Annotated in this window: 13 protein-coding genes; 3 read left to right on the forward strand and 10 right to left on the reverse strand. The window is 33.7% G+C overall.

The genetic code is table 11. The features are described from left to right. Positions 1-156: 156 nt before the first annotated feature. Positions 157-492, reverse strand: a complete 336-nt coding sequence (gldC, locus tag ACQKCJ_RS17970; RefSeq protein WP_029273283.1) for a gliding motility protein GldC — start codon at positions 490-492, stop codon at positions 157-159. Beyond that, entirely contained in the window at positions 492-1,451 is a 960-nt protein-coding gene (gldB, locus tag ACQKCJ_RS17975; RefSeq protein ID WP_271336527.1) for a gliding motility lipoprotein GldB, read from the reverse strand. Before gldB ends, gldC begins: the two co-directional genes overlap by 1 nt. Positions 1,452-1,550: 99 nt before the next feature. On the opposite strand from gldB, the gene nadE reads away from it, so the two are divergent. Both nadE and ACQKCJ_RS17985 read left to right on the forward strand, forming a co-directional pair. Beyond that, entirely contained in the window at positions 1,551-2,357 is an 807-nt protein-coding gene (gene nadE, locus ACQKCJ_RS17980; protein WP_271336528.1) for an NAD(+) synthase, read from the forward strand. Between the two features lie 93 nt (positions 2,358-2,450). Further along, positions 2,451-3,080: a response regulator transcription factor gene (locus ACQKCJ_RS17985; RefSeq protein WP_026730588.1), complete on the forward strand. Its 630-nt coding sequence runs from the start codon at positions 2,451-2,453 to the stop codon at positions 3,078-3,080. A 1-nt stretch (position 3,081) separates the two neighbouring features. Here the strand turns inward: ACQKCJ_RS17985 and dnaG are convergent, their stop codons facing one another. From dnaG to ACQKCJ_RS18020, 7 genes are all read right to left on the reverse strand, one after another. Continuing rightward, the gene (gene dnaG / locus ACQKCJ_RS17990; RefSeq protein WP_427402592.1) at positions 3,082-5,145 is read right to left on the reverse strand and encodes a DNA primase; all 2,064 of its coding nucleotides are present in this window, start codon (positions 5,143-5,145) and stop codon (positions 3,082-3,084) included. A 127-nt stretch (positions 5,146-5,272) separates the two neighbouring features. Continuing rightward, complete coding sequence (locus ACQKCJ_RS17995) at positions 5,273-6,301, reverse strand: hypothetical protein (protein WP_427402593.1); 1,029 nt, start codon at positions 6,299-6,301, stop codon at positions 5,273-5,275. Between the two features lie 167 nt (positions 6,302-6,468). Next, on the reverse strand, positions 6,469-7,209 hold the full coding sequence (locus ACQKCJ_RS18000; RefSeq protein ID WP_427402594.1) for a hypothetical protein: 741 nt from the start codon (positions 7,207-7,209) through the stop codon (positions 6,469-6,471). Then, positions 7,196-7,756, reverse strand: coding sequence for an RNA polymerase sigma factor (locus ACQKCJ_RS18005; protein WP_427402595.1), 561 nt, complete (start codon positions 7,754-7,756; stop codon positions 7,196-7,198). The genes ACQKCJ_RS18000 and ACQKCJ_RS18005 overlap by 14 nt, the downstream gene beginning before the upstream one ends. A gap of 309 nt (positions 7,757-8,065) precedes the next feature. Next, a complete protein-coding gene (locus tag ACQKCJ_RS18010; RefSeq protein ID WP_427402596.1) occupies positions 8,066-9,985 on the reverse strand; it encodes a DUF2207 domain-containing protein in 1,920 nt (639 codons plus the stop codon). Between the two features lie 13 nt (positions 9,986-9,998). Next, a complete protein-coding gene (locus tag ACQKCJ_RS18015; RefSeq protein ID WP_271336535.1) occupies positions 9,999-10,553 on the reverse strand; it encodes a LemA family protein in 555 nt (184 codons plus the stop codon). 60 nt (positions 10,554-10,613) lie between these two features. Then, positions 10,614-11,591, reverse strand: coding sequence for a polyprenyl synthetase family protein (locus ACQKCJ_RS18020; RefSeq protein ID WP_271336536.1), 978 nt, complete (start codon positions 11,589-11,591; stop codon positions 10,614-10,616). Positions 11,592-11,753: 162 nt separating this feature from the next. On the opposite strand from ACQKCJ_RS18020, the gene ACQKCJ_RS18025 reads away from it, so the two are divergent. Further along, positions 11,754-12,614, forward strand: a complete 861-nt coding sequence (locus ACQKCJ_RS18025) for a hypothetical protein (RefSeq protein ID WP_427402597.1) — start codon at positions 11,754-11,756, stop codon at positions 12,612-12,614. Positions 12,615-12,698: 84 nt separating this feature from the next. Here the strand turns inward: ACQKCJ_RS18025 and rlmN are convergent, their stop codons facing one another. Further along, positions 12,699-13,742, reverse strand: a complete 1,044-nt coding sequence (gene rlmN / locus ACQKCJ_RS18030) for a 23S rRNA (adenine(2503)-C(2))-methyltransferase RlmN (RefSeq protein WP_271336538.1) — start codon at positions 13,740-13,742, stop codon at positions 12,699-12,701. Positions 13,743-13,799: the final 57 nt, after the last annotated feature.

Here is a 13,799-nt window from a genome sequence, read left to right on the forward strand (position 1 = left end):
ATAAAAAAATTCCAATTTTCAATTTCTGAGGTTTATCAGAATGTGAAAAATAAAAAAAATCCCAAATTCCAAGTTTTAATTGGAATTTGGGATTTTTTATTTTATTAGAATTTCTTTCCTGTGTTGGAATTTAAAATTTCAAAAATTGGAATTTAACTATTTCGTTAGTTCCAGTTTTTCCGCAAAATAATCACAGAAATCTTTCATTGTATCTGACATTTTTTCGTCATCTGTTGCACGTTTAAAAGTATCCGACATTGCTACGAGTGTCTGATGAAAGAAAATCTTCATTTCATCAACCGGCATATCTTTTGTCCACAAATCAATACGCATCGTTTCTTTGGCTTTACTATCCCAAATAGACAACATAATTGCTTTTGCTTCTTCAGCCTGAACACCACCGTCTTGTGCGCTCCAAGTTAATTTTTCCGGCACACGGTTTTCATCTAATTCTATATTGAATCTAATTTCTGAGTTTATTGTATCTGACATTACTTCTTAGGTTTATATTTTGATTTTTCAAAAATTTCTTTTGCATTTACTTTTAATAATTCCGGCAAGGTTACATTAGTATTATTCTTCATGTATGATCGCACCATTTGCCATCCCAGCCACGCACCAATTCGTCCGGGTGATTCATTGTCGATTTCTAAATAGAACTTAGAAAACGGAGCAGGTGCAATAAATCGTGTTGTTAGTTTTGGATCATCGCTGTACAACATTTCATTTTCGATAAAAAAGCGCCACATATATGCTTCATTTTCCTGACACCATTTTATTTGTTCTGCTGTATAACCCATTTTTTCAGCATCTGTATATTCAGGCAGAAGCAGATCTTTTGCGTACAGCTGTTTTCCTTCAAAAATCATTTGCGAAACCAGGTTTTTATCCTGAAAAGCGGGAATATTTCTGTAAGCAAAACTAGAAACTACATCTGGCATAATTTGTTTCTCTTCGAAATTCTGCTTAATATAATTTGGGAATTCATAAAACTTATGTTCTTTTCCCAAATACAATTCCAAAGCTACAATTACCAGACTATCTGCATAAATGGCTTTAGCATTATAATCCATTTCTCCAATTACCGTAATTACTTTAGGAGTTTTTGTTTTTGGGAAATAATATTTTACGTGCTGGAACAACTTATTAAACTCCTCTCGCACAGGTTCAAAATTGGAATATTTTTTCTGTACTTCTGCATATACTTCTTTCCAAAGCGGATCCTGCATTTTTTTTAACCATATATCATCTTCGATGCCTGCCGGAAAAAAGAACGGATATTGTTTTTTTACTTTAGCTAAATCTTCTGGTTTAGTTTCAAAAAATACTTTATCAAAACGCTCTACTTTAATATCAACCGGTATTTCTTCGACTTCTTTTTCTACTTTAGTTTTTTGCTCACAGGACAAAAAAAACAAGCACAGAACCATTGCAAAGCGATAAATTTTCATTTTATTTTAATTAGATTTGTGTTGCTGGATTTTAAGTAAATCTATACTTAAAAAATATTCTGCAAATATACATCGCTACATCTTAAAACCTGAACTATTATGGCTAAAAAAAGTACCATCCAGACAGAAAAAGTAAATACCCACATTGTAGAGTGGTTAAAAAATTATGCTAACAATGCAAAAGTAAACGGTTTTGTAATTGGAATTTCAGGTGGAGTTGACTCTGCTGTTACTTCTACACTATGCGCTCAGACAGGTTTAAAAGTTTTATGTGTCGAAATGCCAATTCATCAGGCTCCAAATCAAGTTTCAAGAGGAAGAGAACATATTGATCAATTAAAAAAACGTTTTCCGAATGTTTCTGATGTAGAAACTGACCTTACAGCTACTTTTGAAGCTTTTAAAACTGCGGTACCAAAAACAGATAACGAAGCCAAAGTGAGCTTATCATTAGCCAATACACGTGCTCGTTTACGAATGACATCTTTATATTATTTAGCGGGACTTAATGGTTTGCTAGTTGCAGGTACCGGAAACAAGGTAGAAGATTTTGGCGTAGGATTTTATACTAAATATGGTGATGGCGGAGTCGATTTAAGTCCAATTGCTGACTTAATGAAATCGGATGTTTATGCTCTTGGAGCATTTTTAACAATTCCTGAATCAATTTTAACAGCTGCGCCTACCGATGGATTATTTGGAGACAATCGCACGGATGAAGATCAATTAGGAGCAAGTTATGACGAACTTGAATGGGCAATGTTGGCCGCGGAGTCAGGAAAAACGCCAGCTGACTTCACTGGGAGAGAAAAATCTGTCTTTGAAATTTATAAACGTTTAAACACCAGCAACAAGCATAAAATGGACGCAATTCCGGTTTGTATAATACCAAAAACGTTAAAATAAAACATTTTAACATTTGTCTGCAATTAATTACAGAATTTATTTATTAATTTTACAGTTCCAAAAACATGAACAATTCTAAAAAAGGTAAAAATTATGATTAAAGTATGTCTTGCAGACAATCATCCTGTGACTCACTTTGGCGTTAAGTCTTATTTTAAAGACCACGATCAAATTTCAATTGTTGCCAACGTAGGCAATTTTTCAATGGTTAGAGATATCCTTCAGACAAAGGAAATTGACATCCTAATTCTCGATCTAGAGCTGGAAGGGCTTTCGAGTATCTTCGAAGTGAAGTCGATTTTGAAAAATTTCCCAAAAACAAAAATTGTAATTTTTAGTGACCTCGCTGAACAAATGTACGCTCCAAATGCAATTAAAGCAGGAGTTTCCGGGTATGTGCACAAAACAGAAAAACTTGAAACTTTAGGTCTTTCTATCATTAAAGTACATGAAGGTAAAATTATCATCAACGAAACTGTACGTAAAAACATGGCTCTTATTGCTAAACAAAGCAAAAGTGAGCGTTTGTACAGAAAACTTTCGAATCGTGAGATCGAAGTATTACGTTACTTAAGTGATGGTAAGAAAAACAATGAAATCTCTAAAATCTTAAATCTGAACGAGAAAACGATCAGTACTTACAAACTAAGATTATTGACTAAATTAAACGTTACTAATTTAGTTGACTTAGTAAATAAGGCTAAGACTTTAGAAATTATTTAAATTAATGGTATCGCGACATTACTCGTCCTAGTTTTTTTGAAAACGAATTAACTAATTTCGAGTAATCAACAACCATAGACAAAAGCTCTGTATTATCTGTACTATCAGGTTTTATAGAGCTTTTTAATTCCTGGATGATTTTATCAACCAAAAACCAACGCATAGACATAATAGTTTCAGTAACATATTGTGCAATCGTTTCGTGCTTCATTTTCGAAAAGATATTCTGACCTTCCCAATCATGCAGTGTCACTCTTTCATCTTCCATTAAAATATCCGTTACTTCCTGAGCAAAATCAGGCTGTAAACGCATTAAATATTGTTCGAGACTAAATTTTTCATTCTGGTTAAAAAATCCAATTAAATCTGTAAAGATATCACGAAACAAATTATTAGACAGTTCAACCTCATCTTCCTGCAAACTCAAATAAATACGCTCATAAACTTTGTACTGTCTCTTTTCAGAAACCATTACAACTTCGCCTTCGTCATTATTTTTTAAAAGTACGTCTTCAAATTCTTCTGTTTTATCTCCGTAAAGCAATAAAATCTCAATTACTTTTCGCTCCAGGCGGTATAAAATATCAACTTTTTCTGTTGGCTCTGCTGCAAATCCCGGTTCACCCGGATAATAATCCTCTGGTGGCCCATTTCTTGGATCTTCCGGATCTCCTCCTGAATAACCTGTGTTTTGCGGGCTTTGATTTCTAAAAACTTCAAAAGGTTTCTGTTCCTGTTTTTGTTTTTTATTAACATCAGCAAGATCTTTTTGAATAAGCTGAGCCAAAGTACTCACAAGTACCTGCTCAGAAATATCCATAATTCTGGCACATTCCTGTGTATAAATTTCACGCTGAATACGATCGGGAATTTTCGAGATACTAACGACCATATCACGAATCAAATCGGCTTTTTTTATAGGATCGTTTTTAGCCTCTTTCATTAAAAGTGACGCCTTAAACTGTATAAAATCTTTACTGTTTTCATCTAAATAGGCAACTAGATCATCGTGAAACGTTTTTCGTGCAAAACTGTCCGGATCTTCTCCGTCAGGAAAAGCACAAACTCTCACGTTCATTCCTTCTTCCAGAATCAAATCGATTCCTCGAACAGAAGCACGTAATCCTGCAGCATCTCCATCAAAAAGAACTGTAATATTTCTTGTAAGACGATTTATTAAACGAATCTGATCCGGCGTTAAAGCTGTTCCTGATGAAGCTACAACATTTTCTATTCCGGCCTGATTGAATTGAATTACGTCTGTATAACCTTCTACCAGATAACAATTATTTTGCTTGGCGATCGATTGTTTGGCCTGAAAAATACCATAAAGTACTTTACTTTTATGGTAAATATCACTTTCCGGCGAGTTTAAGTACTTCGCCGCTTTTTTATCATTTGTTAAAATACGTCCTCCAAAACCTAAAACACGTCCGGACATACTTTCTATCGGGAACATAACACGACCTTTAAAACGGTCAAAAGGGCGATCTTCTCTAGGAATTGTCAAACCGGTACTTTCCAGAAATTCGAGCTTATAACCTTTACCTAAAGCTTCTTTTGTCAAAGCATCCCAGGTTTCCGGCGAATATCCTAAACTAAATTTTTTGATGGTTTCATTAGTAAAACCTCTTTCCTTAAAATATGAAAGTCCAATTGCTTTTCCTTCTTCTGAATTTAAAAGGGTTTTATGAAAATAATCCTTTGCAAATTCTGAAACCAGGTACATACTTTCACGAACATCCGTCATGGCTTTTTCAGCATCGGTTTGTTCTGTCTCTTCGATCTCGATATTGTATTTTTTGGCTAAATACCGAATGGCTTCAGGATAGGTAAACTGCGAATGTTCCATCAGGAATTTAACAGAGTTCCCTCCTTTTCCTGTACTAAAATCTTTCCAGATTCCTTTGGCAGGTGACACCATAAACGACGGAGAGCGTTCATCTGAGAACGGACTCAGTCCTTTGAAGTTACTCCCTGCACGTTTTAAATTAACATAATCACCGATAACCTCCTCTACACGAGCAGTTTCAAAAACAGAATCAATAGTAGCTTGTGAAATCAAAACGTAAAATATTTAAAAAATTTGAAGTCTGTAAAAGTACATAAATCAATCTTGAAATTTGGAGATTTCAAATAAAAAAAAGCGCTTCTTTCGAAGCACTTCTTTCACTAACTAATTAACTTTATTCTTAATTTAAATCAAGCCTCAATCCTAAAGAAATATTATTTTCTTTTACAGGATTATCCTTAAACAATGGGTTTAGATCATATTTTGCATACAAACTCAAAGCTTTGTAACCTACGTAAGAACTTAATCCGTAAATAAAATTTTTTACATTGTAATCTCCTTTTATTGTTGTTTTATAATCTAGATCGTCCTGATCAAATTTTAAGATTTGTTTTGATTTTACATTGATTCCTGCATAACCACCAATCCCGAAACGGAAACTTTTATGTGTTCTAAAATAAGTCTTTCCGTTACTGACCTGTGGCTTAGAAAAATCAAACTCTAAATGTAACGGCAACACGACATAAACATTTCTAAAACGTGATTCGTCAAGATTAATCGCATTTGTTTGCAAAACTGTCTGATCACCGTTTACTACAAAACTTCTGTTATCTGTTGGGCGAATATTATTATACATCAATGATAGCCCGTATTTAGCATGCAATAAATTATCATTTTTCATTAATCTGGAGTTATAGGTAAAACCCCATTCGTAGAAATGCGAACCGATAAAACTGTAATTAGCATCCTGAAGTTTTCCATCTACCATCATGTTGTTTAAACCCATTGCAAATACAAATTGCGAAGTGGTTCTTTTTTCTCCATGAATTGAATCCTTATCTCTTTTGGGATCCCAGCGAATAACATAAATATGAGATGAATCCTGCTCTTTTATTTTTCCATCGACTTTTTGCTGCACTAAGTCATTAAGTTCATTTTGAGCTGCAGTTACTTTTTCCTCAATGATTATTGCTCTGGCTTCTGCTAATTCTTTTTTGCGTTTATCTGCTTGTTCCTGCGTAATTTTCCCTTCAGACAATTGAACGTTTACAGTTTCTACTTCTTCTTTCAAAGCTGCCTTTTCTTCTTTTGTAACCTTTTCTATTTTATTGGCAATTTTCTTTGCTTTTGATTCAAAGGTTTCCTGACCCAGAACCTTACTAACAAATAAGAAGACGAGGATAACAAGGTAAAGTGTAAAATTTTTCATGATTGATTTTTTTTTAAATTGATTGATGATTGATGATTGATGATGATTATTTAATTATTAAATGCAAATTCTATATTCTATATTCATCGTGTTAAAACCCGACGCTACAATATGAATCGTTCCTCCGGAACTAAAATCTATATTCTTATTTCTTTCTTCTATTCTCTCTACTCCTGTTGATTTCGATTTGCCAAAGCCACTTTTACGGTTTGATAATTCTTATTTACTTTAGTAATCACTTTTTCCCTAAACGAAAGTTCTAATTCTCCATCGACCTGATTGAGGAGATCATTTGGATTGATCCTGATTTTTGATTTTGGCTTAACTGAATTTTCAGCTACTACAGTTTTTTCTGCCGTTTCTAATAATTGCTCTGCTGTTTCTTTTTTAGAAGTTTCAGCAACTGAAGTTTTACTATTGATTGTTTGTTTTTCCTGATTGTTTTTGATGATGATTGAAGACTCCGCTATTTGATTTGATTCATTTTTTATGGTTTTATTTAGTTTTACATTACGATTCTTTTCTTCTTTTGCTGGATTGGATATTGGCGCTTTTTCTGAAATTGCAACTTCTGTTTTATCAGAATCTATTACATCTAAAACTGGTTTTGCAACAGTATCTTTTTTTACTTGCTGTTCAATTACAATATTATTTTTTGGTGTTTCAACGATACTTTTCTTCTGATTAAAAAAGAATGTGCCAACTAATAGAAACCCAACGATACTTGCTGCGACATATAGCCATCTTTTTTTCGAAGCTTGTAGTGAGCGAAGTCGAACTATAGACTTTGTTTTTTCTTCAGCAACGCTTAGCATTGCGTCTAATCGATCCCAGGCCTTATCACTTGGCTCGATAGTACGTTGATTTAGTTTTTCACGGAAATCCTTTTCAAAATTATTCGGTTCCATATTCTTGTTTTTTTAATGTATTAATCTGTGTTTGCAGCATTTTTCTTGCGTGCGATAATTGCGACTTCGATGTTCCCTCATTGATTCCTAACATCTTTGCAATCTCATTGTGTTTGTATCCTTCTATAGCATATAAATTGAAAACCATTTTATAACCGTCCGGCAAGGCATCTATTAAAAACTGAATTTGATCTATCGAAAACTGATTGTCAATTGCATTAAAGCTTTCTTCGATATAAATTTCATCTTCGGTAAATATTATTTTTTTCTGAACTCTTAAATACGAAATACACTCGTTCACCATAATTCTTCGAATCCAGCCTTCGAAACTTCCTTTGTGTTCAAATTTATTTAAGTTGGTAAACACTTTCATAAAAGCCGTAATCATTACATCTTCTGCCAATTGAATGTCTTTTATATACTGTCGACAAACACTAAGCATTTTCGAAGAAAACCGACTGTATATCTGCTGTTGTGCTTGTCGATTATTGTCGACAGCCAACTTAATAATTTCGGTTTCTTCTTGATGTAAACGGATAATTTTCATTAATAAGCCTTTGGTTTTTGGTTTAGTAACAGTCTTCTATTAGCATAGACGAGTGAAGTTATAAAATGGTTGCACGGACAGGAAAAAAAAATCAATAAAAAAATACACATTCTAAAACAACAGGAATAAAAAGCTGATTTACAACAAACTGAAACCGATTATTAAATTAAAAAAAAATCTAATTATCTTTTTTTTTAGCAAGATAATCTAAACAGGCCCAATCGAAAACAAAAAAACCTGCACTATTTTAAATACTGCAAGGTTTTCTTTGATAATGATATTTTAAAAATAACTGGTGACTGGCACATTTTACCAACCGCCGCCACCGCCGCCTCCACCTCCGCCTCCGGAGCTTCCCCCACCTGAACTTCCGCTACTCCAGCTTCCACTGCTTCCGCTGGAACTACTGGATGAAGAACGTGATGATGCAGGAGGATTAGGGTTAACTGCCGCGCTGTTGACAGAATTTCCAAAACCGGACAAGAACATTGCTGGCTGTCTATAGAATGTATCATCGCCCTGATACCAAGCAGGATCGTATTTGGCCAATTCTAAAACTTCTTCAAATTGTTTTCCCCACTCTATCTCGACTCCCAATGCAATCGCATACGGAAATAATTTCTCGAATAATTGAGGTGTCAGTTCAGGAGGATTTAACATGTTCATTCGGTCTTTTTCTGCCGTTTGCAGATAGAGCTTAAATCCTTCCAATCTATGTAATGCCTCTGCGCCTTTTTCTGTATACTTTCCTAAAGTTTTTACATAAATTATATACATAAGAAAAACAACTCCAATAGCAATCATATGTACCGCGCTTAAAAAAGAAATCGAAGCAAAAAAGATAAATAATACCGCAGGTAAAATAAAGAAAGCCAAAATACCTCTCAAAACAAGCTGGCCAACGCCTATGTCTTTTTTTGTAAACCAATAAGTTAATCCCGAAACTGCAACGATCAATCCTGCATAAAATGGATAATTATAATATCCATTATTGTTAGAAAGCAACTGATAAGTAAGTCCTGCAATCAAAAAAACAGCAAAACCAATCCATTTTTTTCGGGTATTATTTTGATAATAGTCTTCTAAATTTATTTGTTTGTTTATTGTTTTAAGCCATTTAGAATATGCTTTTTCGAAAATCTTATAATTAGAGTCGGTTACTTTTATTTTATCTTTTTTTGTAAAACCGCTTATTATATCTGATTCTTCTATACTCAGAGCACTTGATTGCCTGTTTAAAACTTCTATCTCATAGGTATGTTTGTTTGTAAAAATACCATTTTCTGTGGTTGACAAAATTCTAATCGCACCTTTTACTGAAGCATTTATAAATGATGCCATATAGGTTTTATCAAGTATTTTTCTGTGATATACATATCCTATAATCGCAGGAGACCAATCAAAAGGCGGCATAAATTCAGGCATCACTGCTTTTTTAGCGGGATCTTTGCCGTATTTCTTCCAACTAAAAAAGAAGAAAAGTGCCATTCCTATTCCGTAAATACCGGTCCACAAATTTGTTTTTATTTGTTTATAAAAAGAAGCTGATTCCTGAAGAAAAGTAGGCGGATCAACAATTCCTTTAGCAAACGATGCCGCAACTGTCAATCCTTCATTTGCACTAAGCTGTACAGTTCCAAAACTGGCAACAGTATGATCATCATTTAAGGAACTAATGCAATTTGATTCTGTCGATCCTGACAATCCCGTATAACAATGGAAATTCTCGAATTTATTATTTTCTGATGGAAGTGAAATCTCGCAAGTTGCTTTATCGATCGGCAAATTCCAGCCATTTCCTGTTACATTCCAATACAACTCATCATATTGATCGAAATATCCAATCTGAAATGGAGCGGTATAACTAATTTCATAATCATATATACCACTTTGTAATTCAAGATCTTTGTTTCCTATATAAATTTTCCAGTCGCCTGATTCTTCTTTTGTAAAATACGACTCAGTCTTTCCATCTTTTTTTACGGAATTTATAGTGTATTGCACATCAATCTCATGACCATCTTTATCTTTTCTGGTCAATGGTAAAATTCTTAAAAGTCCGTGTCTAAAAATAATGCCTTCGGCATATATAGAGATTTTTTCGACAACATTAATATGACCTGATTTTTCGATTTTAATTTTAACATCAAAATTCAAAATTCTTTCCTGGGCTTGGGCCTGATAGAAGAATATAGAAAATAAAACGAAGAATATTTTTCTTAACAACATATTACAATACAATTTAAAACTGAACTTTTGGGGTTTCTCTCTGTTTTTCATCTTCTAATTCAAGGAAGTTTTTCTTAGGAAAACCAAAAGAATTAGCAACAATATTACCGGGAAATGATTCTACCGCAATATTATAATCTCTAACTGTTGCATTATAATATCGTTTTGATCTTTCTACTTCAGTTTCTATTTCGCTTAGTTCTTCCTGCAAACTCAGAAAATTTGTATTGGCTTTTAGATCAGGATAATTTTCTGCCAATGCAAAAATAGTTCCCACGGCATTCCCTAATTTTTTGTCTAATTGTAATTTTTCATCTTCACTGCCAGCATTCAAAGCCTGATTACGAAGATTTACAATATTAGCAAGTGTTTCTTTTTCGTGCGTTAAGTATCCTTTTACGGTTTCGACAAGATTAGGAATTAAATCAAATCGTTTTTTTAGAATAACATCTATTCCGCTTAATGCTTCTTCGAGCATATTGCGTTTAGAAACAAAACTATTATAGAGCACTATCAGGTAAATACCTATAATGACAACAATTGAAAGTATTACGAGTAAAATAATCATATTTCATTATTAAATTAGAATCGAATTTAACAATAAAAATATTAAAAATTGATTGTGGAATTATTTTTTTCTTTCTATAACGTAGTTGACCATCAAAATAAGGGCATCTTTAAATTCAGAATCAGGAAAATTCCTTAATAAAGAAAGCGCTTCTTGTTGAAATTCAACCATTTTGTTTTCGGCGTAAGTCAGACCATTATTATTTTTTACAAAAGCAATTACTTCTTTGACACGTTTTTTGTCTTTATTGTGGTTCTTTATGGAGTTTATCAACCACTTTTTTTCTTGTGGAGTACAAGTATTTAAGACATGAATCAAAGGCAGCGTCATTTTTTGCTCCTTAATATCTATTCCGGTTGGTTTGCCTATAGCTTCTTCGCTATAATCGAATAAGTCATCTTTGATTTGAAAAGCCATTCCGATAAGTTCACCAAACATTCTCATGTTTTCTACCTGAATATCATCTTCGATTACTGATTTTGCTCCAAGAGCACAACAAGCTGCAATAAGTGTAGCTGTTTTTTTTCGGATAATTTCATAATAAACATCCTCGGTAATATCTAGTCTTCGGGCTTTTTCTATTTGAAGTAATTCTCCTTCACTCATTTCGCGAACAGCAACTGAGATAATTCGGAGCAAATCGAAGTCACCATTATCTATAGAAAGCAATAATCCTTTAGACAATAAATAATCTCCCACTAAAACGGCAATTTTATTTTTCCAAAGCGCATTAATAGAGAAAAAACCGCGACGGCGATTACTGTCATCTACAACATCATCATGTACTAAAGTTGCTGTATGAATAAGCTCAATTACGGATGCTCCTCTATATGTTCTCTCATTTACAATACCTCCGGAAACCATTTTTGCTGTCAAAAAAACAAACATAGGACGCATTTGTTTTCCTTTTCGGTTTACGATATAATAAGTGATACGGTTCAGTAAAGCCACCTTAGAAGTCATCGATTCATGGAACTTTTTTTCAAAAAGTTCCATCTCGTGAAAGATAGGCTGTTTTATTTGAGAGGTAATATTCATTTCGATCCCAAATATACTATTTTAAATAAAAAAACGTTGTGTATTTTAAGTTAGTATAACAATAATTTAGTACTAATTAAAAAAAACTCTACCAGGATCATTTTTTTTAAAGCCTAATTTGAATTCATTATTTAAAAAGTAAAACCACGTAAACAATTTACTATGAAAACAAAATTTTTATTTATTGGACCATTAGCCGCTTTATCCTTTTTTATTAGCTGTAACTCTGATGAGAAAACAAACGAGGTAAAAACTACGGCAATCTCGAACGACGAAATTGTTGCTACTTCTAAAATTGATGCCTCGATTGAAGATATAACCAATATTGCCGACGATCAATTTAATGTTCAACAAAACAGCACTGCTAAATCTGGCGGAACTATAAAAAGTTTTCTTCCGGCTTGTGCCAAAATTACAACGGTCCTAACAAATAATACATGGACAAAAACTGTTGATTTTGGCGCTGAAGGCTGCACGCTTGACAATGGAAACATCATTAAAGGAAAAATGATTCTTTCATTTGCAAATGATCTCTCTGCTTCCAGCCAGACTATCAGCTATACTTTTGAAGGATTTTATCATAATGGCAAAAAACTTCAGGGAAATAAAAGTATTGTTCTAACTATAAAAACAACTAATCTATTTGCAACGGCACATCCGGTTTCGGCTGCAACTATAGATATGACTATTACTTTTGATGACGGAAAAGTGTACACCAGAAAAGGTGCTTTGGTAAAAGAGACGGTTGCCGGCTACGATACCTGGCTTAATTGGGAAGACAACGCTTATTTAGTTACCGGAACCGGATCGACTACTTTCCCAAACGGAGATGTTCTTTCAACTGAAATTACAACACCACTGGAATTTGAAGCCTCCTGCAAAAAACCATTTGCTGTAAAAGGAGTCGTTTCTGTAACTAAAAATGGAGCTACTGCTGTTATTGATTACGGAGATGGCAATTGTGATACGCTTGCAAAAATAACAAAGGATGGGACAACTACAGAAATTGACCTGAAAAAATAAATATCCTTTTTGCCCAAAAAAAAGCATTAAAAGCAAGAACCAGTCTCGTTTTTAATGCTTTTTTGTTGATCTCTAAATACTAATTTATCCTTCTTTATTCGCTAATTGCCCGCAAGCAGCATCAATATCTTTACCTCGGCTACGGCGTACTTTAACTACTACTCCAATGTTTTCCAATGCTTTTATATAAGCCATAATAGACTCTTCTGAAGCTTGCTGGAATTCTCCGTCATCAATTGGGTTATATTCAATTAAATTTACTTTGCATGGTACATATTTACAGAATTTAACCAAAGCGTCTATTGAAGCCTTATCGTCGTTGATTCCTTTCCAGACTACATATTCGTATGAAATTTTATTCTTCGTTTTTCTGTACCAATATTCTAATGACTCTCTTAAATCTGCCAACGGAAAGTTTTTACTAAAAGGCATGATACGCGCACGGATTTCATCTATAGCTGAATGTAAAGAAACTGCCAATTTGAATTTGACATCATCATCGGCCATTTTTTTAATCATTTTAGGTATTCCTGAAGTCGATACCATAATACGTTTTGGCGACATCCCCAAACCTTCAGGCGATGTAATCATATCAATGGCTTTAATTACATTGTTATAATTCATCAAAGGCTCTCCCATTCCCATAAAAACAATGTTCGAAAGCGGATGATTGTGGTACAAGCGACTTTCTTTGTCGATTGCAATAACCTGATCGTAGATTTCTCCCGGTTCCAGATTTCGCATTCTTTTTAAACGTGAGGTAGCACAAAAATTACAATCTAAACTACAACCTACCTGACTTGAAACGCAAGCTGTTGTTCTGGTATCTGTGGGAATCAAAACAGATTCTACCACTAAACCATCGTGCAGCCTAACTGCGTTTTTTACTGTACCATCACTGCTGCGTTGCATTGTATCAACCTTTATATGATTGATTACAAAATTATCTTCGAGCATAGAACGAGTTGATTTGGCAACATTTGTCATATCCTCAAAACTATGTGCTCCCTTGCTCCATAACCATTCATAGACTTGATTGCCACGAAAAGCTTTGTCATTATTTTCGACAAAAAAATCGCGTAACTGATCTTTTGATAAGGCTCGTATGTCTTTTTTCTCAATTTGCATAGTGCAAAGTTAATCACTTTTGTCATTTTTTTTGACTTTTAGATGCTTTCTTAATCA

The organism is Flavobacterium sp. NPDC079362, assembly GCF_050267765.1.
GTDB lineage: Bacteria > Bacteroidota > Bacteroidia > Flavobacteriales > Flavobacteriaceae > Flavobacterium > Flavobacterium azizsancarii.